A 24,201-nucleotide genomic window follows, 5' to 3' on the forward strand; every position below is an offset into this window, starting at 1 on the left:
TTTGAATTATTGAAAAGCCGGTCCTTTAAAACAACACCTGCTGTTCCACGAACAGCTTGCCCAGGAAGGACTGCCGGTGCATGGGACTGGGACCGTATTCCAGCAGTTTTTCCCGATGCTGCCTGGTTGCGTATCCTTTATGTATGGCAATACCGTAAGCGGGATATAAGGCATCCCATTCCTTGACGCACAGCCGGTCGCGGGTCACCTTGGCCAGGATGGAAGCTGCGGCAATGGACTGGCTTCTGGCATCCCCTTTAATAATGGCCAGCTGCGGAATATCGCAGTCAACCTTCTCAGCGTCGACCAGCAGATGGTTTGGCTGCACACAAAGCTGCGAGACCGCCTGCTTCATAGCAAGGCGTGCCGCCTGCTTGATATTAATTTCATCCACGGTTGCCGCGTCGACTCTGGATACAGCCCACGCGACGGCATGGTCGATAATGACAGAATAAAGCTCCTCGCGTTTCTTCTCTGAAAGTTTTTTGGAATCGTTAATGCCTTCGAGCACCAGCCCTTCCGGCAAAATAACGGCAGCTGCCACAACATCCCCAAACAGACAGCCCCGTCCTACTTCATCGATCCCGGCAATATAAGGACAGCCCTGCTCCCACAAGGGCTGTTCAAATTCCAGCATCCGCTTCTCCCCGTTTCCCCTCTTTACGCAAAAGTTCCGAGCGCGAAAGATTAATTCCCCCATCTATGTATACAGTATCAATAGCTTGCCCGTTCAGGTTTTCCCTTGATTTTAGCATAAACGGCCGCCCCCATGAACAAGGCAGCCGTCATTGTTTCCTGAATCCGGTGGCCTTATTTCAGGTCATCCGGCGTTTCCAGCGAAATCCGGCCCAGGCTGCCTGAACGCAGCTCACGCAAAATAATGCCGGATACCTTCTCCAAATCGACGCGCCCGCCGCTGATGAGACAGCCCCGCTTGCGGCCGATATCCTCCATCACCCGGACAATTTCATCAGCATCGTCAAGATCCTTGGGAGGGTCGGTAATCCCAAACCGCTCCGAAGTCGGTCCCCAGTAACGCTTGACCAATTCCTTAATTGCAAAGAAGGCGATATCCTCCACGTTAAGGATTTGCTCCCTGATCGCGCCGGTCATCGCAAGACGGTATCCCACCAGAGCATCCTCAAATTTGGGCCACAGAATCCCCGGTGTATCGAGCAGTTCCATCTCCGTGCCGACCTTGATCCACTGCTGGCCCTTGGTGACGCCCGGCCGGTCTCCCGTGGCGGCGATATGCCGTCCGGCCAGACGATTAATGAGCGTGGACTTCCCCACATTGGGTATGCCGACGATAAGCCCCCGCACCGCCCGGGGATTCACGCCCTTGGCGATTTGCCGCGCGATTTTCTCATGCAGCAGCTGCTTCGCGCGGACCGGGATTTCATTCACCCGCGTCCCCGTCGACGAATCCACCGCCAGAGCGGCATGTCCCGCTTTTGTAAAGAATGCGATCCATTGCTCCGTTGTACGGCTGTCCGCCAGATCTGCCTTGTTCAGGACAATAAGACGCGGCTTATCCTTGAGGATTTCATCAATCATGGGGTTGCGGCTCGAAATCGGTACCCGGGCATCCAGCAGTTCTATCGTTAAATCGATCAGTTTAAGCTTGTCTTGAATTTGTCTCCGGGCCTTCGTCATGTGGCCGGGAAACCATTGAATTGTCATGCAAACAGCCACCTCATCCGTGTTTCACAAACGTAATTTTGCTCATCGGCCAGAAAATCACATCTGCCCTGCCAATAATTTGCTTGTCCGATACATAGCCGATCATCCTGCTGTCCCGGCTGTTCCGGCGGTTATCTCCAAAGGCCAGAATCGTGCCGTCAGGCACAATATCCGTCTGGAAATTTTCATTCGGGAAGTTGCGGTCAGCACCTTGATTATTAAATATTTCACCCTTTGCGATGGCCGCATCAATGGATTCCTTCAGATAAGGCTCTTCCACCTTCTCGCCGTTTATGTACAGATTATCGCCATCATATTTCACTTTGTCTCCGGGCACGCCGATAACCCGTTTAATGAAATCGCGATTTTCTTCCGGCACGTGGAAAACGACGACTTCACCATGCCTCGGCTGGCGGATATCGTAAATGATTTTGTTTACAATCAGACGCTCGCCTGTATAAAAGTTAGGTTCCATCGAAGGGCCGTCGACAATAAACGGGGCAAACAAAAAGTAGCGAATGACAACCACCAGTATCGCGGCAATCGCCAAAGCCTTGACCCATTCAAAAACTTCCTTTTGCGCCTTGCCGCCGCCTTGCTTGGCTGGTGGGGTTATCGTCTCCAGCTCCTTATGCCCGGTAGTTGGGGTTTCACTTGGTTTTGTCGTCATTTCATTCAACTGCTGACCATTCTCATCAAGATTATGCGGTTGATCCATGATTTACACCCTCTTCTGCAGCAAGTTCATTACGTCGTCCTGTACGTCCGATGCAAGTATCTTCCCTTTGAAATATCAGAAAAGTATTCAAACGAACCTTATGCTTTCTGATATATGAAAAAACGAAAAGGGACTTGTTTGAGCAAGCCCCTCTCCAGTCGTTACATTAACGAATTTCTTTAATTCTCGCAGCTTTACCGCGAAGATTGCGAAGATAATACAGTTTAGCACGGCGTACTTTACCGCGACGCATAACTTCGATCTTCTCGATTTTCGGCGAGTTAAGCGGGAAAGTTCTTTCCACGCCTACACCATACGAAATTTTACGCACGGTAAACGTTTCGCTGATGCCGCCGCCGCGGCGTTTAATAACGACGCCTTCGAAAAGCTGGATCCGCTCGCGAGTTCCCTCGATAACTTTAACGTGTACCTTCAGCGAATCGCCTGGGCGAAAGTTAGGAAGATCCTTACGTAAATTTTCTTGAGCAATCAGTTGTACAAGATTCATTGTAATCACTCCTTCCACCATAGACGTTCATATAAGCTCATCGGCCCCTCATATGGACCGGATCATCGCTTAGTAGCGGACCGTCCGACTATACAAAAGCAACACCAGAAATTTTACCACAATTGCTTGTATAAAACAATGACTTTATTCCCAGAATCCAAACGGGCGTCAATCTGATGACTCCCAATAACACCCTCAGCTGGAAATCAAGTCATTACAGCCTATTTCTGCGCTTTTCCGGTTTCCCGGTCAGCCATCAAACGGCGTAGCCACTCCCGTTCCTTCTTGCTTAATTCTACCTGCTCCAGGAGCTCGGGACGACGCTGCAGCGTGCGAAGGAGAGATTGTTCCCGTCTCCATGCCGCCACGTTCGCGTGATGGCCGGACAGGAGCACATCCGGAACCTCCATATCGCGGAAAACAGCCGGTCGCGTATAATGCGGATGCTCAAGCAGCCCTGTGCTGAAGGAATCGGTAACAGCCGAATTCTCATTGCCCAGAACGCCAGGCAGCAGCCGGACGACACTGTCAATGACAACCATCGCGGGCAGCTCCCCGCCGGTCAGCACGTAATCGCCGATGGACAGCTCATCTGTCACCAGATGCTCACGGATCCGCTCATCGTAGCCTTCATAGTGGCCGCACACAAATATAAGATGCTCGGCAGCCGACAGTTCTTCCGCTTTACGCTGCGAGAATGTCTCTCCCTGCGGGCACATCAGAATGATACGCGGGGGCGTCGAGCCTTCGGGCTTCAAATCTTCGACAGCTGCAAAAATCGGCTCAGGCTTGAGCACCATTCCGCCGCCTCCGCCATAAGGGTAATCATCCACCGTATTATGCTTATTATTGGCATATTCACGAAAGTTAATCGCCTGAAGACTAACCAGTCCCCTGTCACGCGCTTTTCCCAAAATGCTGGCTCCGAATACGCCATCGAACATTTCCGGGAACAGGGTTAACACGTCGATTCGCATCCCTTTAAATCAACCCTTCCATCAGGTGCACCGTGACCGTTTTCGTCTCAATATTGACATCCAGAAGCACATCATCGATCACCGGTATGAGAATTTGTCTGCCCTTGGGCTTTTGCTCCTGCACAACCCACACATCATTTGCGCCCGGCACGAGGATCTCTGTAATGATGCCAAGCTCCTCACCCTCATCCGTCACAACCCGGCAGCCGATAATCTGATATTGATAATACTCGCCTTCTTCAAGCTCAACCATGTCGTCCTTGGTTACAGCAAGCACCCAGCCTTTATATTTCTCCACATCATTAATGTTATCGAAGCCTTTCAGCTTCACGATAAACATATTTTTCTGCGGTCTGGCGGTCATGATTTCCACGATCAGCTTCTGCCCGGTCTCCTGATTCATCAGCGTCAGCTTGTTGCCTGCCGCAAAACGCTCCTCCGGAAAATCCGTCTGGGAATACACTTTCACTTCCCCGCGTATGCCATGCGTGTTGACCACCTTGCCAACCATCAGCCATCCTTGTTCCATCGCTGTTACCTTCCTCTTTCCATTTTTCCGCATATCGTATACTTGTACCCCGTACAAGGCTAAAAAAAAGGGCTAGGACGTTGATCCTAACCCTCTCTTGATGTACGATCTATGAAATAATATCGACGATCACACGTTTTTGCGATTTCACGGCAGCCGATGTTACCACCGTCCGCAGCGCTTTCGCAATCCGTCCCTGCTTGCCGATTACCTTACCGATATCGCTGGCATGAACCGACAGCATGTAGACCGTGCCGCGATCGTCTTCCTTCACATCGACGCGTACATCCTCCGGGTAATCCACTAAAGCCTTAGCTATGACAAGAATCAAATCTTTCATCATCAAGGCCCCCCGTAAAAGTGTCCTACTTCTGAAGTTTCAGCTCATGAAGCTTCGTCATAACACCAGCTTTGGAAAGCAGGTTACGAACGGTATCGGATGCTTGCGCTCCGTTTTGAAGCCATTTCAATGCCTTCTCTTCATCAATGTTCACCTGTGCCGGTTGGGAAACCGGATTGTATGTGCCGATCTCTTCAATAAAACGACCATCACGCGGGGAACGGGAATCGGAAACAACGACGCGATAAAAAGGCGCTTTGTGCGCTCCGATACGTTTCAAACGAATACGTACTGCCAAGAAAATCACCTCCTTCAAAAATTTACAAAAGTAAACGTTCAATATCGGACTGGATACCTGCCGAAATCAAGATTCAATGTAGAATCTGTTTCATGAATGACTTCGTAAACAATATTGAATTTGAACATCACTCAGAAAGGAAACTTCATGCCTTTGGGAAGCATCCCTTTAAGACCCTTCATTCCGCCTTTTGGTCCCTTAGGCCCCATCATCGAGGAGAACTGCTTCATCATTTTGCGCATATCGTCAAACTGCTTGATCAGCCGGTTCACATCGGCCACTGTCGTGCCGCTGCCTGCCGCTATGCGCTTGCGCCGGCTATGATTGAGAATCTCCGGTTTGCGCTTCTCATCCTTGTTCATCGATCTGACGATCGCTTCTACCCGGTTGATTTGCTTTTCATCCACCTTGAGATTTTTCATTTCTTTCATTTTGCCCATGCCGGGCATCATGTCCATCAGCTGGTCCAGCGGACCGAGCTTGCGGACCTGTTCCATCTGTTCCAGGAAGTCATCGAATGTAAATTCGGCCGTACGCATCTTGCGCTCCATCTCGGCGGCTTTATCCGCGTCGATGCTGGACTGCGCTTTCTCGATCAGGGACAGCATATCGCCCATGCCCAGAATACGGGAAGCCATCCGCTCCGGATGGAACGGCTCAAGCGGCTCGATCTTCTCGCCGGTAGCCACGAATTTGATGGGACAGCCCGTTACGGCCTTGACCGACAAAGCGGCACCGCCGCGCGTATCGCCATCAAGCTTGGTCAGTACAACGCCGGTCAATTCAAGCTGACTGTGGAAGCTCTGTGCTACATTGACCGCTTCCTGCCCCGTCATCGCATCCACGACAAGCAGCACTTCATCGGGCTGCGTCACTTCATGCACCTGACGAAGCTCATCCATCAGGGCTTCATCAATGTGAAGCCGTCCGGCCGTGTCCAGAATGACATAATCCAGTCCGTTATCCCTGGCATGCTGAAGTCCGGAACGGGCAATTTCGACCGGAGAGGTCTGATCACCGAGCGTAAACACCGGCACTCCGATTTGCTCGCCAAGCACCTGAAGCTGCTTGATCGCAGCTGGACGGTAAATATCTGCCGCCACAAGGAGCGGCTTATGGTTGCTCTTCTGGAGCATCTTGGCAAGCTTCGCAGAGGAGGTTGTCTTACCGGCCCCTTGCAGACCCGCCATAAGAATAACGGTCGGCGGCTTGTTGGCTTTGGCAAGCTTGCTTTGGGTTCCGCCCATCAGTTCCGTCAATTCTTTGTTGACGATGTCGACAACAACCATGCCGGGAGTGAAGCTTTTTGCCATCTCCAGACCGATTGCCCGTTCCTTGACCTTGGCGATAAAATCTTTCACGACTTTGAAGTTAACGTCGGCTTCCAGCAGCGCCAGACGCACTTCACGCATTGCTTCGTTTACGTCTTCCTCCGACACCTTGCCCTTGCCCCGCAGCTTGCCGAACACATTCTGCAGCCGGTTGGATAACCCTTCAAACGCCATTTTCATCACCTCTAAAAGTTCTGCTTACATATCCCGGATGCCTTGAGCAATCCGCCTCAGCTCATCTGCCAGATCATCCATCCCGCTCAGACCGTCTGCGCAAGCTTCCAGCCTGCTCAGCCATTCCTTGCCGGCTTCATGCTTCTGCAGAAGATGCAGCTTGCTCTCGCAGCTCTCCAGAACGGACTCTGCCCGCTTAATATGCTCATATATAGCCTGGCGGCTGATTTCAAACTCCTCGGCTATTTCTCCAAGCGAATAATCATCGTGAAAGTAGTATTTAAGAAACGTCCGCTGCTTCTCGGTGAGCAGCAGCCCGTAGAAGTCAAACAGCATGTTGATTCGATTTGTTTTGGTCAGGGCGTCAGGTTCAATTGCGGTCAACTCAGCCACCTCTTCCGTCAAGGGAAAAACCTTTACACCCTATCTGTCGTCGTCTATCATAGCCCAGCAGACCAGCGGCTGTCAAGTGCAATCCCTTGTCACCATGTAAACGGGATTACTAGGCCGTTTCGTTCTCTTCCGACTTCTGGATCAGACCGGCAAACAGCGCGTGTACAAACTGCTCGGAATCGAATTCCTGCAGATCGCTCATTTTTTCCCCCAGCCCAACGAGCTTGACCGGCAAATTCAATTCATTGCGGATCGCAATGACGATGCCGCCCTTCGCCGTTCCATCCAGCTTCGTCAGCACAAGCCCCGTAACTCCGCTTTTTTCGCCAAAAAGCTTGGCCTGACTGAGCGCATTTTGCCCGGTCGTCGCATCAAGCACGAGCAGCACCTCATGCGGAGCACTGGGTACTTCACGCTGGATTACGCGGTATATTTTATTGAGCTCATCCATCAGATTTGATTTGTTCTGCAGCCTTCCAGCCGTATCGCATAACAGCACATCGACATTACGCTGTTTGGCTGCCTGAACGGCGTCGAACATGACCGCGGCCGGATCCGCACCCGACTGCTGCTTGATTACATCCACGCCAACCCGTTGACCCCACACTTCCAGCTGTTCGATCGCTCCCGCGCGGAACGTGTCCCCCGCCGCCAGCAGCACTTTTTTTCCTTCGGATTTAAACTTATGGGCAAGCTTGCCGATTGTGGTTGTTTTGCCGACCCCATTAACACCGACAAACAAAATGACAGTCATTCCGGAAGGCGCCATCTGCAGGCCGGTCTTCTCTTCGCTTTTGAGCAGATCGACCAGCTTCTCCGAGAGAATCGGCTGCAGATCGGCAGCATTTTCAATTTTGCGCTTCTTCACTTCAATCCGCAGTTCCTCGATCAGCTGCATCACGGTATTCACGCCAACATCGGCGCCGATCAGAATCTCCTCAAGCTCTTCGTAGAACTCCTCATCGATCTTCTTGCGGCGGGTGATCAGCTCCTCGACCTTCTCGACGAAAGCTGTTCTTGTCTTGGTCAGCCCTTCCTTGAATGCATTGGTGACCGCCTCGGTTTTGCTTGAAATACTTTCCTTCAGGCGTTTAAAAAAACTCATCGATTTTCCTCCATCTCCTTCATTTCATCAGGCAGAAACGGCTTCCTCGTCCTCCAGACGCACCGAGACAAGCTTGGACACGCCGCCTTCCTCCATTGTTACCCCGTACAGGACATCGGCTTCTTCCATCGTGCCTTTGCGGTGGGTAACCACAATAAACTGTGTAAGCTCCGAGAATTCGCGCAGGTATTGCGCAAATCGGGATACATTGGCTTCGTCCAATGCGGCCTCTACCTCGTCAAGCACGCAGAACGGCACAGGCTTAACCTGCAGAATGGCAAACAACAGGGCGATAGCCGTCAGCGCCCGCTCCCCCCCGGAGAGAAGCTGCAAATTCTGCAGCTTCTTGCCTGGAGGCTGCGCCACAATATCAATTCCGCTGTCAAGCACCCGTTCAGGTTCAACCATGATCAGATCCGCCCGCCCTCCGCCAAACAGCTTGGCAAAAACAATGACAAAATGCCCGCGAATCGCTTCGAAAGTGGTCCTGAAACGTTTGCTCATCTCTTCATCCATCTCACGGATGACGTGGTACAGCGTCGTCTTCGCTTCAATAAGATCATTCTTCTGATCGTTCAGGAAGGTAAAGCGCTCCTTCACTCTCTCATATTCTTCAATCGCCCCGAGATTGACCTCGCCAAGGGCAGATATCCGGCGCTTCAGCTCACGGACCTGATTCTGCGTCTCCTGGACATCCTCGGGTACCGGATAACGCTCTTTGGCCAATTCATAGCTAAGCTCATATTCCTCGCTCAGCTTGCGGAGCAGATTATCCAGCTCTACGTCCAGCCGGTTGGCTGCGATCTCCGTCTGCCTCAGCTGATCGTCGACCGAGCGCAGCTGCGAGCGCTGCTCCTTCGTTTCGCTTTCCCCCTCCTCAAGCTCCCGTATAAGCTCAGCCCGCTGCGAGCGCTTGATGTCCGTCTGCTCCGAACACGAATCCTTCTGCAGCTTCAGGTGGTTGAGCTGCTCGATTTGCCTGACGCTCTCCTCAGCATGCTGGCCTGCGTCCTCTTCCTGACGTGCCAGCATATCCCGCAGTCCCGCAAGCTCCTGCTTGGCGCGTCCAATATCGGAGCGCACCCTGGCTGCCTGGTCCTCGAAGGAGTTTTTTTCCTGATCCGTCTTGGCGACAGCGATCTTGAGATCCGTCAATTGATCCTGCAGCTGCTCCTTGGCCGTCTCCCCTTCTTTGCGGCGGGTCTCGGCGATCCGGATAGCTTCCTGCAGCTTCGCTTCCTCAAGCGTCAGTTCAGCCAGACGTTCCCTGGCAGCCGCCTCCGATTTGGCGATATTCTCGCGTTCAGCCTGCTGACCGACATTATCGGCATCGAACAGCTGACGCTGTTCGACCAAATGCCGGTTCTCATTATCCAGCTGCTGGAGTTCGGCGCGGACATGCTGCTCTTCAATACGACGCTGCTCGCCCTGAGCGCGCAGGTCATCCACGTTCTGATTCCGTATCGACTGCTCCTTGCGCAGATCGCTTATTTTGTCGCGCAGCTTGACTAATTGGTCGTCCGTCGTTTTGAGCTCCTCGCTCAGCTGCTCAATTTGACGCTGGCGGCCAAGCAGATTCGCGCCTTTCTTCTGCAAGCTTCCGCCCGTCATGGATCCGCCCGCATTCACCACATCGCCTTCCAGCGTAACGACCCGGAAGCGGTACTGGCATTTTGCCGCGATCCGGTTGGCATGCTCCAGCGTTTCGGCAAGAAGCACATTGCCAAGCAAATTATTGATAATCGAAGAATATCTCGGTTCGCAGGAGACAAGCTCTGCGGCCACTCCGACAAACCCTTCAATGCTCTCAATCATCCGTTTGTCATGGTCGGGAATATTCCGTCCGCGAATGACATCAAGCGGCAAAAATGTCGCCCGCCCCAGCTGACGCTGCTTCAGGAAAGCAATCGCTGTCCGCGCGCTTTTCTCATCCTCCATCACGACATGCTGCAGTGCGCCGCCTAGGGCGGTTTCTACGGCCAGCTCCACCTTTTCCGGCACACGCACAAGCTCCGCTACTGCTCCATGCACGCCTACCAGCCCGCCCGAGGTACGGCGGGAAGCCTTCAGCACCTCACGGACACCCTGCATAAAGCCGTCCAGATCGTCCTGCATTTCCTTCATTGTATCCCGGCGCGAGCGGAGCGCTTCGAGCTTTTGTTCCCATTTTCGCGTTGATGCCTGGGCTTCCTCCAGCAATTTCTGACCGGATTGCAGCTGCTCGCCTTCATGAATATAGCGGTTGCGGAGTGTGGTTATTTCCGCCAGCGTCGCTTCCAGCTTTTGCTCCAGCTCCGCCTTGCGGACGGTGAGCTTCCCGTTCTGCTCACGCCATTTGGCATGCTCCTCGCCGAGCCGCTCCATACGCCGCTGCAGCGCTTCCTCCTGCTGAACCGCATAGCGGATTTCGTTGCGCAGCTGGGCCATGGAGCTGAGCACATCAAGCAGCTCGCTTTTCAACGATTCTTCCGCATCTCCTGAAGCCGACGCTGCTGTTCCCAGCAGCCTGGCCTCCTCGCTCGCCAGCTTGGCGCGCAGAGTCTGAAGATCATTATCAAGCGACGCAGCCTTGCCTCGGAACTCCGCTTCTTCCCTGGCCAGCTGCGAAATCCGCTCGTTCTGCGCGGTGATTGAAGCTTCCAGCTGAGAGCGGTTTTGCTCCAGATTGCGTTTTCTCTCTTTGAGCACCTCGCCGTAGCCTTCGCATTTCTCGTAATCCTCGCTGTACTGCAGCATAGCCCCATGCAGCTGGTCAAGCGCTGCCTCCAGCTCGCGCAGCTTCTGCCGGTCCTTCTCCAGCAAGGCATCATGCTTGCTGACCACTGTAGACAAAGCCAGCTGTTCTTCCTGAAGCTTGGCCATCCGTACGCTTGCCTCGCTCCAGGAGGTGTGTACGGCTTGAATATTATGTACATACATGGAAATTTCCGATGTCTTGAGCTGTTCCTTGAACTGCTTGAAGGATACAGCTTTCTCTGATTGAACCCGAAGCGGTTCAACCTGGTCTTCGAGTTCCGAGACCAGATCATGAATGCGTAGCAAATTCTGCTCGGTATCGTCGAGCTTCCTCTGCGCTTCACGTTTGCGTGACTTATATTTCACGATACCCGAGGCTTCCTCGAAGATTCCCCGGCGATCCTCTGAGCGTGTACTGAGAATTTCTTCAATACGGCCTTGACCGATAATGGAATAGGCTTCTTTGCCGATGCCCGTATCCATGAATAATTCCGTAATATCCTTCAGTCTGCAGGGCTGCTTGTTAATCATATATTCACTGTCGCCGCTGCGGTGAACCCTGCGCGTAACGGTAACTTCATTGAATTCCAGGGGAAGCGCGTTGTCCGCGTTATCCAGTGTCAGCGACACCTCGCTGAAATTTACCGCTTTGCGGGCATCGCTGCCGGCGAAAATGATATCTTCCATCTTGCCTCCGCGCAGACTTTTGGCGCTTTGCTCGCCAAGCACCCAGCGGATGCTGTCGCTTATATTGCTTTTTCCGCTGCCATTGGGCCCGACAACAGCCGTAATGCCTTGAACGAATTCAAGCTCCGTCTTATCGGCAAATGATTTAAATCCTGCTAATTCAATCCTTTTCAGGAACATAGCTTAGCCTTCACCTCATCGACTATTGTATCATAAAAACATCCAGGCCCGCTCTGTCCAAGAAGAAACGGCTGCCCGCCGTCCTCTGGCGGCCAAGCCAAGTTTCTTCCTTAACGAAATATAGAAGCAAAGTATGATGGATATTCAAACTTTCCTATTTTAAGAAGAAACGGCGGCGCCGTCCTTTGGTGGCATCGTTAGTTTCTTCCCTCAAACCTTATGGAAATTTATAGGCGTGAAACTTATACATTCTATAAGGTGAACAAAAATCCCGGTACGCTTAAGTCAGCGACCAGGATCTTTTCCATAGCTATTCAAGTAAAGGAGTTCAACCCGGCAGCTTGCGCCATGCTTCCGCAGCAGCCTGCTGCTCCGCTTCCTTCTTTGTTCGTCCGATTCCCGTTCCATACAGAACATCAGCAATGTAGACCTCCACGACAAACTCTCTGTCATGGGCTGGCCCGCGCTCTTCCGTAATCCGATACTCGATCAAACCCATGCCGCTATGCTGAGCCCGCTCCTGCAGCGTCGATTTGTAATCCTTGACAAGCATGCCCCCATCGCTGTCGATATGGGGAAAGATGTGCCGGACAAGAAATGTCCGGACAGCCTCCAGTCCCTGGTCGAGATAAATCGCGCCGACGAACGACTCGAATAAATCAGCCAGCAAGGCAGGCCTGAGCCTGCCGCCAAGCTGTTCTTCCCCGCGCCCCAGCATAACATGGGCGCCAAGTCCGAGCATATCGGCGAATCTGGCAAGCGATGGCTCACAAACAATCGAAGCACGCATCCGGGTCAATTGACCCTCAGGACGCTCCGGAAAAGTCCGGTACAGAAACTCCGAAACCGTCAATTGAAGAACGGCGTCGCCCAAGAATTCAAGCCGCTCATTATGTTCAAGCACGCTTTGACGGTGTTCATTCACATATGAGGTGTGAGTGAACGCTTGTCTCAGCAGACGGGTCGTACGAAATCGAAGCTGCAGCCGCGATTGAAGCTCCTCAAACTTTTCAAGCTTCATATTTCTTCATCACGATCGTGGCGTTGTGACCGCCGAAACCGAACGAGTTGGACAATGCGATCTGCACATCCGCTTCACGGGACGTGTTCGGCACATAATCGAGATCGCACTCCGGATCCGGAGTTTCCAGGTTAATAGTGGGCGCAATCCTGCCATTCTGCAGCGTCAGGCCGAGAATGACGGCTTCGACGCCTCCGGCGGCTCCCAGAAGATGGCCGGTCATCGACTTCGTCGAGCTCACAGCCAGCTTATAGGCATGTTCACCGAAAGCCTTCTTGATCGCAATCGTTTCCGAGCGGTCGCCAATTCCCGTTGAAGTGCCGTGGGCATTAATATAATCGATAGCCGACGGGTCAATAGCCGCATCTTTGAGCGCTTTCACCATGCATCGGGCAGCGCCGTCAGGATCGGGGTCCGTCATATGATGAGCGTCGCCGCTCATACCATAGCCGATAATTTCCGCATAAATACGGGCTCCGCGCTTCTGCGCATGCTCCAATGATTCAAGAATCAGCACACCTGATCCCTCGCCCATAATAAACCCGTCGCGATTGAGATCAAACGGCCGGCTTGCTTTTTTCGGTTCGTCATTGCGCGTTGACATGGCGCGCATGGAGCAGAACCCTGCCATTCCGATAGGACGAATCGTCGCTTCCGCCCCGCCGCAAATCATCGCGTCGGCATCGCCCCGCTGAATGATTTTGAACGAGTCGCCGATGGAGTGAGTCCCGGTTGCACAAGCGGTCACGGCCGTGCTGTTGGGGCCCTTTGCTCCGGTTGTTATGGAAACCTGGCCTGATCCCATATTGGCGATCATCATCGGAATAAAAAATGGGCTGACCCGCTTGGGGCCTTTCTCCAGCAAAATATTGTGCTGGTCTTCCCATGTGCCGAGTCCGCCGATGCCTGATCCGATCGCAACGCCGATTCTCTCGGGATCCATATTCTCCCCAAGCGTAAGACCAGCGTCTTTGACGGCAAGCTGGCTGGCAACAACCGCAAATTGCACAAAACGGTCCATGCGGCGCGCTTCCTTTTTACCCAATAATTCATCGGGCTGGAAATCCTTGATCTCAGCTGCGATCTGCGTTGTATATTCAGATACGTCAAACGCCTCAATATGCGAAACGCCGGACTTGCCTTGTATCAGGTTCTCCCAAAACTGTTCCAAATCAGAACCGAGCGAGGTCATGACCCCCATGCCCGTAACGACCACTCTCTGTTTCATTCAACTCACCTCAGATGGACAACGATAATGGTTACCGTACCATATTTATAATAATCTATTAAAAACGCTTACCTGCGCTTACTCAATTTAGATAAATCCATGTGAAAGTCGGAAAGGAGAGAAGTCCCGCTGTGAACGGGACCCGTAATTTTACGTTTAGGTATGAGAAGATATGTACTTCACTACTTCTCCCACACTGGTAATTTTCTCTGCATCTTCATCAGAGATCTCCATATCGAATTCATCTTCCAGTTCCATGACTAGTTCGACGACATCTAAAGAGTCAGCGCCAAGGTCGTCTTTAAACGACGCTTCAAGCGATACTTCCGATTCGTCAACGCCAAGGCGGTCGACAACGATGCGTTTCACACGATCAAATACATCGGACATCCGGTTCACCTCCTCCATGGTATTATACGAGAATCTTGGACAAATTGCCATACGTCTGTCATCGGCCGGAAATAGCCTGAAACAGCAGGCTCCGGGTCATTTACATGTACATGCCGCCGTCCACATGAATCGTCTGTCCGGTCATGTAGGAAGCGGAATCGGACGCCAGGAACCGGACTGCTGACGCAATGTCTTCCGGTGCTCCAAGGCGGGCCAGTGGTATGTCCCCTAGCAGTTTGGTTCTCATCTCTTCCGGCAGCTTGTCGGTCATATCGGTTTCTATAAAACCCGGCGCCACACAGTTTACCGTGATGAAGCGTGATGCCAGCTCACGGGCTGAAGCTTTCGTCAGGCCGATTACCCCTGCCTTCGCCGCTACGTAGTTAGCTTGCCCAGGATTGCCAAGTACGCCTACAACAGACGAAATATTAATAATCCGGCCGGAGCGCTGCTTCATCATGGGGCGCGTTACCGCTTTGATCCCGTTGAAGACGCCTTTGAGATTGGTCTCGATGACCTGGTCGAACTCATCTTCCTTCATTCGCATAATGAGATTATCGCGCGTGATTCCTGCATTATTGACCAAAATATCGATGGTGCCAAACGTTTCGACAACCTGCTTGACCATCGCTTCGAACTCGTTTGACTTGCCGACGTTCGCCTGGATTGTGATGGCGCGGCGGCCCAGGGCCTCTACGGCCTGTGCGGTTTCGGCTGCTGCCGCTTCACTTCCCGCGTAATTGATCGCTACGTCCGCGCCGCCTTCCGCAAGAGCAATTGCGATGGCCCGGCCGATGCCGCGGGATGCGCCTGTGACGAGGGCGATTTTGCCTGTTAGGTTTGCAAACAAATGGTTTGGCTCCTTTCTGTTTGGACGATGGGGACTGGCTGTCCCCTCTGTGCGCTCCCCCGCTATGGAGATATCATGGGGCGTTGCCCTCGATTGGTGCGCCCCCTAAATCCCCCGGAGGGGGACCCCAAAGGGCCCCGGCCCTCTGGACTCCCGGATGGTTGTCCGCGCTGATGCTGCGGCGCTCCCTTGTCCATCCGTGCCCTGTACCCGTTTTCGTCCCTGCGGGACACACTTTACTGCCAGTGCTCCTTAAGGTGCTTCGCACGAGGATTAACTAACGTGTGTGCCATAGAGTCGCTTTGTTGAGTTTCTTCTTAACTATGAGTCTGCCTAAGGGCTTAAATGAAGAATCAGGTTATGACTGAACCTTATTGTTTAACTTCTTATAACTGCTGCTCCTCAGGTGCTTCGCACGAGGATTGACTAAAGCATGCGCAGCCTATCTTCCTGCCAACCTTTAAATTACCGTGGCCTCGACGGATGATGCCGAGTTGATGGAGATGATTTTCAGGGATTTATCGATTTTTTTGATCAAGCCTGCCAGAACGGTGCCGGATCCGATTTCGATGAAGGTATCCACGCCCTGACCGATCAGATATCGGATGCTGTCCTCCCAAAGTACCGGTGAGTAAACCTGCTCGGCCAGCAAACGGCGGATCTCCGATGCCTCCACTGCCGGGCCTGCTGTAACATTGGCTATGACCGGCACAGCCGCATCGCCTAATTGAATGTTGGCTAATACTTCAGCCAGTTTCTCGGCAGCCGGCTTCATTAAGGAGGAATGGAACGGTCCGCTCACTTCCAGCGGAACGACCCGCTTGGCGCCCGCTTCCTTGCCGCGCTCAACGATGGCTTGTACACCTGCCGCTGTGCCGGATATAACGATTTGTCCCGGACAGTTTATATTGGCCAGTTCCACTGCGCCTGTCTCTGCAGAAACTGCTGCACACAGCGCCGCCAGATCATCTCGCTCTGCGCCAAGCACCGCTGCCATAGCCCCTTGTCCACTAGGCACGGCCTGCTCCATGAATTCGCCGCGCGCTCTGACTGTGCGAACCGCGTCCTCAAACGACAGCACGCCTGAGGCAACAAGGGCGCTGTACTCGCCCAGACTGTGGCCTGCGGCATAATCCGCTGTGATTCCCTGCTTGCGAAAGGCTTCCAGAAGCGCAATGCTTACCGTCAGCAGTGCAGGCTGCGTATTCACTGTTTGTTTTAGCGCTTCGTCCGGACCGTTGAAGATCAAATCGCTCAGCTTGAAGCCGAGCGCCTCGTCCGCCCGCTCGAAGACGGCTCTTGAAGCGTCAATCGTATCGAAGGCGTCCTTGCCCATTCCTACCGCCTGCGCACCCTGACCGGGAAATACAAATGCTGTTTTGCCCATGACGATGCACCTCCTTATTCAAATCATCAAACCTTTCGCCGTTACCAGACCAATACGGACGCTCCCCATGTAAGCCCGCCGCCAAAGCCGACCATTACAAGACGATCTCCATCATGGACGCGGTCCTGCTCTACCGCTTCGGCAAGCGCAATCGGTATCGATGCGGCCGAGACATTGCCGTAGTTGTGAAGATTAATCATGCTTTTCTCTTCCGGAAGACTCAGCCGGTTCAATGCGGATTGAATAATACGGATATTGGCCTGGTGGGGGATTAAGAGATCGATATCCCCTTTGTCCATCCCGGCTTTGCGAAGCGCTTCCTCTGCGGCATTGCCCATAATCCGGACGGCAAATTTGAATACCTCGCTGCCAGCCATATAAATAAAATGCTGTTTATCGGCTATTGTTTGCGCCGTAGAAGGGTTGCGCGAACCACCGCCGGAAATTTTAAGCAGATCGCCGCCGCCTCCATCCGCACCAAGCTCGAACGATTTGAAGCCCCGTCCTTCCGGCACGGCCCCGACTACAACCGCCCCCGCCCCGTCTCCAAACAGGATGCAGGTGTTGCGGTCCGTGTAATCCGTAATCCGGGACAGACATTCTGCGCCGACTACCAGCACATGACGGTACATGCCGGTTGAAATCATACTGGTTGCCGTTGCCAATCCATAGATAAAGCCGGAGCATGCGGCCGACAAATCAAACGCGGCCGCCCGCTTCGCTCCCAGCTTCTCCTGCAGCAAGCAGGCGGTTGAAGGAAAAAACATATCCGGCGTAATCGTTGCCACAATAATAAGATCCAGCTCTTCAGCTGTAATGCCGGCTGCCTTAAGGGCAGCTGTCGAAGCATGGAATGCCAGATCCGATGTCGCCTGTTCCGGAGCGGCTATCCGGCGTTCGCGGATTCCGGTCCGGGAGACGATCCACTCGTCGTTGGTATCGACCATTTGCTCCAGTTCATGATTCGTTAAAATACGTTCAGGCACATATTTGCCCGTTCCAATAATGCCAACTGATGATTGCAGCATGATTCACTCTCACTTCCTGCCGATTTCAGCCGCGATTGAAGGAATCAGCTGGCTCTCTATCGCTATTTTTGCCTGGCGGATGCCATTCTTCACCGCTTTGATATCTGATGATCCGTGACATTTGATGACAAGTCCGTTTACGCCCAGCAGCGGAGCGCCGCCATGCTCCTTGTAGTCCATTTTTTTGCGCAGCTTCTGCATGCTGGAGCGAAGAATCGATGCCGCGATTTTATTAATGAAGGAGCTGGTCAATGTGTCCCTCAGGGTACTGAACAACATCCCAGCGGTGCCTTCCATGGTCTTGAGCATAATGTTGCCGGCGAAGCCGTCGCAGACAAGCACATCGCAATTATGCGCCAGCACATCCCGCGATTCCACATTCCCGATAAAATTTATCGGTGCCGCTTCCAGCAAGCTATAGGCAGCCTTCGACAATTCATTGCCTTTCATGGCTTCCGTTCCCACATTCAGCAGACCAACGCGCGGGTTCTTCAGGCCCTGTACCTTGGTCCGGTAAATGCTGCCCATAATGGCATACTGCAGCAGATGCTCCGGCTTGGCATCCATATTCGCGCCCAGATCAAGCGCAAGCACGCCAACATCGTTCACCGTCGGCAGCATATAGACCAGCGCCGGCCGTTCAATGCCCTCAATTCTTCCCACAACGAGCAGTCCTGTGGTCATCAACGCACCGGTATTGCCGGCTGAGAGCATCGCCTCTGCCTCGCCTTCACGAACCAGTCTGCCCGCTACAACCATGGAAGCTTCCTTCTTCCGGCGCACGGCTTTCACCGGTTCTTCATCGGGACCGATAACATCCTCTGCATGAACGATTGTCACGTTGGACGGCAGCGCCCCCGCAATATGCTCTTTAATCCGGACTGTGTCGCCGACGAGCAGCAGCTTCGTATCGGGCCATTCTAACGCTGCCTCCAGTGCTCCTTTGACGATGAGCTCAGGCGCATGGTCTCCTCCCATCGCATCAATTGCGATCCGCACTTAATTTCCTCCCTCGATGGCCGTCTCTCCCGCGGACCGGTAAATGACGAAGTGGCCCTGAAACACCATTTCATCTCCCACATAAGAAAACACTTCTACTTTCGCTTTGCTTTGCCTGCCCGATATGGACCGTACATAGGCCTTGGAAATACACTTCTCTCCCAGTTTCACCGAACGCAAAAAACGGATGTCCGCCGTAGCCGTCAATGCGATCTCATCGTTAATAACAGCGACAGCCAGCGAGTTGGCCTGCGCGAAAATATGATGTCCGCGGGCGATGCCGGTTCGGGAAAAAACATGTTCAGCCCGTATTTCAAATATGGAGATACCGCTCTTATCCAGCTGCAGATCAACAATATCCCCTATGACTTCATGCAGCGGCAGGGAGCGGACCGAATCATAGGAGCGTTCGGCCATCAGCTTAATGCGCTCCCGCAGCTCGGGAATGCCGAGCTCCATTCGGTCAAGCCTTACGGTCTGTATGCTTACTTTCAATTGACGTGTAAGCTCACGGTCCGTAATGAACGGGTTCTCCTCAATAAGCCGGGAGAGCTGCTGGTGCCGTTGTCTTTTCGGAAGACGCTCGATAATCCGCACCACCCTTTATCTATGATTTTGCATGGCCTTTTGCGGACTTTTTATATTTTTTCGTCTTTGTTAGCGGGTATCCATTTGAATCCAGCTATTATAACCTGGTCCTAACAAGTATATATAAGAATCCGATGGGAAGCAATGACAACACGGTTAAATTCATCAATTGATCCCATGCCGGATGAAGGAGACAAAAAAAATAGCACCTCACCGCGGGATGAAGTACTACTGGTCAATCGTACTATTGTTTGATGATTTCTCTCGTTTTGTAATATCCGCAAACTTTGCACACCCGGTGAGCCAATTTCAACTCTCCGCATTGCTCACATTTCACCATGCCCGGCACAGCCAGTTTGAAATGCGTGCGGCGTTTGTCACGACGGGTTTTCGATGTTCTTCGTTGTGGTACTGCCATATTTCCCACCTCCTTAACAGAATTCGCGTTAGACGCCTGCCCGTGAGCAGCCGCCCCTACTTTTCCTTGAACAAATCTTGCAACGCGGCCAAACGGGGATCAATAACATCCTTCGAGCATCCGCAATTTTCCACATTTAAGTTGGCGCCGCATGTGTGGCAGAGTCCCTTGCAGTCCTCTTCGCACAGCGGGATGAAAGGCAGGGAGAGAAGCATCGTTTCTTCGACGAAAGGCTCAAGATCCACCTTGTCCTCTTCTACCGCAATAATTTCTTCCGCATTCTCAAGATTCTCAGGATTCTCAATCTTGGCATTGGCAGGCTTGAAACGTTCATCGAAGGAAGCCGTAATCTGTTCCTTCGTCGGTTCCAGACAGCGGGAGCATGCGAATTCGACTTCAACGGACAGCTTGCCCTCCACATGAGCAATACCGTCTGTCACGCTGGCCGTCATATCAACCTCAAGCGGACCTGCGCTGATAACGTCGCTGCGAACCTGCTGAAGCCAATCTGCGTTTAAACTCTCGCGAATCGGAATCGTTGCCCCTTTGGACAAAAATTCACGAAGCTGAATCTTCATAAGATCACCCCAAACAAACAAAGTTTATTATATCGATTCTTGAATCGTTTTGTCAACAATTTCACTCCATGATATAGTGAAAAAAATACCAGCACTATTCCGGAGGGTCATTGCGATGCGTACAGTCGGTCTAATCGTTGAATATAATCCGTTCCATAACGGACATTACTATCATTTACAACAATCTGTCAAAATAACGAACGCGGACGCGGTTATTGCCGTAATGAGCGGAAATTTCCTGCAGCGCGGCGAACCTGCGCTGCTGGATAAATGGACGCGGACCGAGATGGCGCTCCGCGGGGGCTGCGATCTGGTCATTGAACTGCCTGTCGCCTATTCCACCCAGGCGGCGGAATGGTTCGCCTACGGCGCCGTCGCGCTGCTCGGTGCGACCGGCGTCGTAGACGCCCTCTGCTTCGGCAGCGAGGCCGGAGATATCGGGCCGCTGCGCCGCATTGCCCGCACGCTCGCGCATGAGCCGGAGCCATTCGCCCGGCTGATGGCGGATACGCTGGGCGGCGGCGCCAGCTACCCTGCGGCTTACAGCGAAGCGGTGCGCCTCTACATGGCGCAGACGGGCGACCAGGAGGCTGCCGCCTTCCCCCTGGAGCAGCCCAACAATACGCTTGGGCTGCATTACCTGCTGGCGCTTGAGCGGCTGGACAGCCGCATCGAGCCCTATACGCTCCTCCGCGAGAAAGCCGGGTACTCGCAGGCGGATATAACGGACCGCCGGATCGCCAGCGCCACGGCGATCCGCAAGCTGGTTGCGCAGCAGGGGACGCCCGATGAGGCGGCTCCCTATGTGCCCGAGTCCACAATGGACCTGCTGCAACGGGATTATGCAGCAGGCCGCGGGCCCATCAGCTGGTCTTCTTTTACGAAGCCGCTGTTTCACAAAATTATGACCGAATCGGCGGCATCGCTTGCCGAGTATCATGAAATGAGCGAAGGGCTTCAGCATAGGCTCAAGCATTCCGCAGCCGCGCTTGCTTCCCTGGAGGTCGATGCCCTGCTTGAAGCTGTCAAGACGCGCCGTTATACACGGACGAAGCTGCAGCGTATGCTGCTTGCCGTTCTGCTCGGGCACCGCAAGCGGGACATGACGCCGGAGCGGCTGAGAAACGGCCTCCAATACCTGCGCGTGCTTGGTTTTACCGGCAAAGGCCGCGAGCTGCTTCGAAGAATGAAAACGACGGCCCAGCTTCCGGTTCTGCACAGCGCCGCAAGGCCTCCGGAGCTCTTCCCTTACCTCGATCTCGATGTGCAGGCCACCGCCGCCTACACGCTGGCCAGGGGCAATGCCGCGGCACGCGATTGTTTTCGCGATTACTATGAGAAGCCGATTACGATTTAACAGGTCTAATGCGGACAAGTCCAGCGTACAATGTAGTGGCTGTTTATGTCCAGCTACTATACTTGTAATGGAGTGAGTCCCAATGAAAAGAACGCTGCTGATCGCCTTTCTGTCCATTCTTTTGGTCGGAGCGATCATATATCGTCCCGATGACGCTTTTCAAGCTTCGCTGCAGGGCCTGACCATCTGGTGGAATATTGTTTTCCCGGGCCTGCTGCCTTTCCTGGCGCTGCTTGAGCTGATGCTTGCCTTCGGAGGGGTCCATTTCCTCGGAACCCTGCTCAATCCGCTGATGAGAAGGCTGTTCAGGCTGCCTGGCGAAGCGGGCTTCGCCATGGCGATGGGCTGGACGGCCGGCTCCCCGTCAGGTGCGGAAGCCGCCACCGCGCTCAGACGAAGCGGTCTGGTCTCCCGCACGGAGGGACAGCGCCTGCTCGCCCTCTCCCATATGCCAAGCCCCCTGTTTATGCTGCTTGTCGTCGGCGCCGGGTTCATGCACCGGCCGGAGCTGGGTATTGTAATCGCCGCTATCGTATGGCTGGTTGGGTTGGCCAGCGGTCTTGTCCATGCCAGAATCACAAATGCCGGCGATCAGAGCGCTCCCGCCGTAACCGATAACCGCCCTTTGTTTCGCCGGGCTGCGACCGCAATGGCGGATGCCCGCAAAGCCGATGGCCGCACCTTCGGCAAAACACTGGGCGACGCTGTCACTACATCGGTGTACAAGCTGATGGCAATCGGCGGGTTTATGATGATCTGCGCCGTCCTTGTCCGGCTGCTTGAACCGCTTATGCCAAGTCAGCTGCCTTCTTATATTTTGCCAGGACTTATTGAGAGCCATATAGGCGCGTATGCGGCCGCGGTTTCCGAACAATCAGGCGGACTTGCCTGGAATGCGGCAGCGATTGCAGCCGTGCTCAGCTGGGGGGGAATCAGTTCGCTCCTCCAGGCCGCAAGCTCCGTATCAGGAACCGATCTGTCGGTCCGGCCGCTCCTTCTGATGCGGCTGGCCCAATCGGCTCTCGCCTTCGCCGCAACAATCGCCTTATGGCGGCCGGTTACCGGTGCTCTTGCCGCATTCTTCCCCGCCTCCACCACGACGCTTGAGCATATGGGCGGCAGCGTGCACCCGTTCACGCAAACCGTACAAGCCGGAGATTTGTTCAGCCTGTGGCCGTTCATGCCTCTGGTCCTGCTTCTGTTTGCCGGCGGAGTGCTTGTGCTCGCAATCGCCTCTGTCAGCGCCCCGCGGAAGTGGACGCGCTAAAAAACGCCGCGGCGCAGCGAATTTCCTTTTCGTTCAGGCAGCGGTCATGTTTCTTTGTTTTTATATTTCACAGCCAGCGCTTTTTCGACCTCAGGCGGAACCAGATCCTGCACTTTGCCATGGAATTTGGCGATTTCCTTGACAATGCTGGAGCTGAGATACGAGTACCGGGGGTTGGTCATCATAAAGATCGTTTCGATCTCACCGTCCAGCTGATGGTTGGTCGATGCCAGCTGAAGCTCGTATTCGAAATCCGTCACGGAGCGGATACCCCGGACAATCACGTCCGCATTGCGCGAGCGCATGAAATGAACCAGCAAATCGCGGAAGCTGTCAATGGACACATTCGGCAAATCCCGGGTCACTTCCTTCAGAAGCACCTTGCGCTCCTCCACGGTAAAAAGCGGATTCTTGCTGGAGTTATTCAGCACAGCCACAATCAGATGATCAAATTGCCTGGCGGCTCTGCGGATAATATCCATATGCCCGTATGTGACAGGATCGAAGCTGCCTGGATAGACAGCTACCCGCTGACCGGCGAGCGTTCCTTCCACCGGGATAAGCGGGTTTATGGAAGGCGCTGCGCCTATTGAACCGGCTGCGGGATTAGATGAGAAAGGCATGCATTATTCCTCCATTTGTACAGTCGAACCGTCTGCATGACGGTAATAATAAATTGTAACTGCCGTGTCGCCGTATGTTGAATGTTTCGCCTGCTCAAAGCCGTCAATCGCTTCCGGATAGGTATGTCCGGCATCATGCTCGACGACAATAACCGCGCCGTGACTAAGCAGCCCAAGCCCGGAGAGCGACTGCATCATGACATCCATGTTCCTGATTTTATAAGGCGGATCCAGAAAAACGATACGAAATGCCGTCCCACGTTTGGCGAGGGCTTTCAATGCGCGCAAGCTTTCATTGCGGTATATTTCGGCCTGCTCCGTGAACCCGGCAGCTTGTACATTCCGTTTGACCACATCAATGCTGCTCTGCTCCAAATCGACAAATACCGCATGATCCGCCCCCCGGCTCAACGCCTCGATGCCAAGCCCGCCGGTACCGGCGAACAGATCAAGCGCCCATCCGCCTTCAAAATAGGGACCGATCATGCTGAAGATTGCTTCCTTGACTTTGTCGGTGGTCGGACGCGTATTCATTCCGGGAACTGCTTTTAAAGCACGGCCTTTAGCCGTACCTGCAATAACTCTCAACTTCTTGCCCTTCCCCTTTCGAAAGCTCTCGTTAAGACTGCTGCTATCTTAACATACTTCCCGGCAGTTGTTAAAGCGTTTTGAGGCGCTCTACATTCGCTCCGAAACGACCCACGCCTGAAGAAATGGAAGCAAATAATCGGGTCCGCCGGCTTTGAAGTCGGTTCCCCTAAGACTGTTTTTGAATGATAAATAAGGTAAACGTTCATTATAAGCATGG

At 53.4% G+C, this 24,201-nt stretch carries 26 protein-coding genes; 2 read left to right on the top strand and 24 right to left on the bottom strand.

From position 1 onward, the window contains the following. Positions 1-25 precede the first annotated feature (25 nt). The 22 genes from ACFOLF_RS04785 to ACFOLF_RS04890 form a co-directional block, all read right to left on the bottom strand. Positions 26-637: a ribonuclease HII gene (locus ACFOLF_RS04785; RefSeq protein WP_210041242.1), complete on the bottom strand. Its 612-nt coding sequence runs from the start codon at positions 635-637 to the stop codon at positions 26-28. A gap of 173 nt (positions 638-810) precedes the next feature. Further along, positions 811-1,683, bottom strand: a complete 873-nt coding sequence (ylqF, locus tag ACFOLF_RS04790; RefSeq protein WP_210041244.1) for a ribosome biogenesis GTPase YlqF — start codon at positions 1,681-1,683, stop codon at positions 811-813. Between the two features lie 13 nt (positions 1,684-1,696). Next, positions 1,697-2,401, bottom strand: a complete 705-nt coding sequence (lepB, locus tag ACFOLF_RS04795; protein ID WP_379112687.1) for a signal peptidase I — start codon at positions 2,399-2,401, stop codon at positions 1,697-1,699. Between the two features lie 166 nt (positions 2,402-2,567). Beyond that, entirely contained in the window at positions 2,568-2,909 is a 342-nt protein-coding gene (gene rplS / locus ACFOLF_RS04800; protein ID WP_210041246.1) for a 50S ribosomal protein L19, read from the bottom strand. A 221-nt stretch (positions 2,910-3,130) separates the two neighbouring features. Continuing rightward, the gene (trmD, locus tag ACFOLF_RS04805) at positions 3,131-3,886 is read right to left on the bottom strand and encodes a tRNA (guanosine(37)-N1)-methyltransferase TrmD (protein ID WP_210041248.1); all 756 of its coding nucleotides are present in this window, start codon (positions 3,884-3,886) and stop codon (positions 3,131-3,133) included. A gap of 4 nt (positions 3,887-3,890) precedes the next feature. Then, the gene (gene rimM, locus ACFOLF_RS04810; protein ID WP_210041250.1) at positions 3,891-4,415 is read right to left on the bottom strand and encodes a ribosome maturation factor RimM; all 525 of its coding nucleotides are present in this window, start codon (positions 4,413-4,415) and stop codon (positions 3,891-3,893) included. A gap of 109 nt (positions 4,416-4,524) precedes the next feature. After that, the gene (locus ACFOLF_RS04815) at positions 4,525-4,755 is read right to left on the bottom strand and encodes a KH domain-containing protein (protein WP_210042239.1); all 231 of its coding nucleotides are present in this window, start codon (positions 4,753-4,755) and stop codon (positions 4,525-4,527) included. 25 nt (positions 4,756-4,780) lie between these two features. Further along, a complete protein-coding gene (gene rpsP / locus ACFOLF_RS04820; protein WP_188992563.1) occupies positions 4,781-5,053 on the bottom strand; it encodes a 30S ribosomal protein S16 in 273 nt (90 codons plus the stop codon). Between the two features lie 131 nt (positions 5,054-5,184). Further along, the gene (gene ffh, locus ACFOLF_RS04825) at positions 5,185-6,558 is read right to left on the bottom strand and encodes a signal recognition particle protein (protein ID WP_210042241.1); all 1,374 of its coding nucleotides are present in this window, start codon (positions 6,556-6,558) and stop codon (positions 5,185-5,187) included. A gap of 24 nt (positions 6,559-6,582) precedes the next feature. Continuing rightward, a complete protein-coding gene (ylxM, locus tag ACFOLF_RS04830; RefSeq protein WP_379112716.1) occupies positions 6,583-6,894 on the bottom strand; it encodes a YlxM family DNA-binding protein in 312 nt (103 codons plus the stop codon). Positions 6,895-7,060: 166 nt separating this feature from the next. Then, positions 7,061-8,056, bottom strand: coding sequence for a signal recognition particle-docking protein FtsY (gene ftsY, locus ACFOLF_RS04835; RefSeq protein ID WP_210041254.1), 996 nt, complete (start codon positions 8,054-8,056; stop codon positions 7,061-7,063). A 27-nt stretch (positions 8,057-8,083) separates the two neighbouring features. Continuing rightward, complete coding sequence (smc, locus tag ACFOLF_RS04840; RefSeq protein WP_210041256.1) at positions 8,084-11,659, bottom strand: chromosome segregation protein SMC; 3,576 nt, start codon at positions 11,657-11,659, stop codon at positions 8,084-8,086. Positions 11,660-11,987: 328 nt separating this feature from the next. After that, positions 11,988-12,680, bottom strand: a complete 693-nt coding sequence (rnc, locus tag ACFOLF_RS04845) for a ribonuclease III (protein WP_210041258.1) — start codon at positions 12,678-12,680, stop codon at positions 11,988-11,990. After that, positions 12,670-13,908 (bottom strand): beta-ketoacyl-ACP synthase II, encoded by a 1,239-nt coding sequence (gene fabF, locus ACFOLF_RS04850; RefSeq protein WP_210041259.1) that lies wholly within the window; start codon positions 13,906-13,908, stop codon positions 12,670-12,672. Before fabF ends, rnc begins: the two co-directional genes overlap by 11 nt. Positions 13,909-14,064: 156 nt before the next feature. After that, positions 14,065-14,298, bottom strand: coding sequence for an acyl carrier protein (gene acpP, locus ACFOLF_RS04855; protein WP_188992569.1), 234 nt, complete (start codon positions 14,296-14,298; stop codon positions 14,065-14,067). A gap of 100 nt (positions 14,299-14,398) precedes the next feature. Further along, a complete protein-coding gene (gene fabG / locus ACFOLF_RS04860) occupies positions 14,399-15,148 on the bottom strand; it encodes a 3-oxoacyl-[acyl-carrier-protein] reductase (protein ID WP_210041261.1) in 750 nt (249 codons plus the stop codon). A 460-nt stretch (positions 15,149-15,608) separates the two neighbouring features. After that, positions 15,609-16,535: an ACP S-malonyltransferase gene (gene fabD, locus ACFOLF_RS04865; protein WP_210041263.1), complete on the bottom strand. Its 927-nt coding sequence runs from the start codon at positions 16,533-16,535 to the stop codon at positions 15,609-15,611. Between the two features lie 41 nt (positions 16,536-16,576). Further along, positions 16,577-17,563 carry a beta-ketoacyl-ACP synthase III gene (locus ACFOLF_RS04870; protein ID WP_210041265.1) on the bottom strand — a complete coding sequence of 329 codons (987 nt, stop codon included), beginning with the start codon at positions 17,561-17,563 and terminating at the stop codon, positions 16,577-16,579. 9 nt (positions 17,564-17,572) lie between these two features. Beyond that, positions 17,573-18,562 carry a phosphate acyltransferase PlsX gene (gene plsX / locus ACFOLF_RS04875; protein WP_210041267.1) on the bottom strand — a complete coding sequence of 330 codons (990 nt, stop codon included), beginning with the start codon at positions 18,560-18,562 and terminating at the stop codon, positions 17,573-17,575. Continuing rightward, the gene (gene fapR, locus ACFOLF_RS04880; RefSeq protein WP_210041269.1) at positions 18,563-19,162 is read right to left on the bottom strand and encodes a transcription factor FapR; all 600 of its coding nucleotides are present in this window, start codon (positions 19,160-19,162) and stop codon (positions 18,563-18,565) included. A 232-nt stretch (positions 19,163-19,394) separates the two neighbouring features. Further along, complete coding sequence (rpmF, locus tag ACFOLF_RS04885; RefSeq protein WP_188992574.1) at positions 19,395-19,568, bottom strand: 50S ribosomal protein L32; 174 nt, start codon at positions 19,566-19,568, stop codon at positions 19,395-19,397. 56 nt (positions 19,569-19,624) lie between these two features. Continuing rightward, on the bottom strand, positions 19,625-20,146 hold the full coding sequence (locus tag ACFOLF_RS04890; RefSeq protein WP_210041271.1) for a YceD family protein: 522 nt from the start codon (positions 20,144-20,146) through the stop codon (positions 19,625-19,627). 115 nt (positions 20,147-20,261) lie between these two features. Between ACFOLF_RS04890 and ACFOLF_RS04895 the strand changes: the two genes are divergently transcribed. Both ACFOLF_RS04895 and ACFOLF_RS04900 read left to right on the top strand, forming a co-directional pair. After that, complete coding sequence (locus tag ACFOLF_RS04895) at positions 20,262-21,503, top strand: nucleotidyltransferase (protein ID WP_210041273.1); 1,242 nt, start codon at positions 20,262-20,264, stop codon at positions 21,501-21,503. An 82-nt stretch (positions 21,504-21,585) separates the two neighbouring features. Continuing rightward, on the top strand, positions 21,586-22,770 hold the full coding sequence (locus ACFOLF_RS04900) for a nucleoside recognition domain-containing protein (protein ID WP_210041275.1): 1,185 nt from the start codon (positions 21,586-21,588) through the stop codon (positions 22,768-22,770). A gap of 44 nt (positions 22,771-22,814) precedes the next feature. On the opposite strand, the gene coaD is transcribed toward ACFOLF_RS04900, so the two are convergent. Continuing rightward, the gene (coaD, locus tag ACFOLF_RS04905) at positions 22,815-23,393 is read right to left on the bottom strand and encodes a pantetheine-phosphate adenylyltransferase (RefSeq protein ID WP_210041277.1); all 579 of its coding nucleotides are present in this window, start codon (positions 23,391-23,393) and stop codon (positions 22,815-22,817) included. A gap of 3 nt (positions 23,394-23,396) precedes the next feature. After that, on the bottom strand, positions 23,397-23,981 hold the full coding sequence (gene rsmD / locus ACFOLF_RS04910; protein WP_210041279.1) for a 16S rRNA (guanine(966)-N(2))-methyltransferase RsmD: 585 nt from the start codon (positions 23,979-23,981) through the stop codon (positions 23,397-23,399). Between the last annotated feature and the right edge of the window lie 220 nt (positions 23,982-24,201).

Origin of the sequence: Paenibacillus sepulcri (assembly GCF_042647105.1) — a bacterium.
In the GTDB taxonomy this organism is placed as follows: domain Bacteria; phylum Bacillota; class Bacilli; order Paenibacillales; family Paenibacillaceae; genus Paenibacillus_Z; species Paenibacillus_Z sepulcri.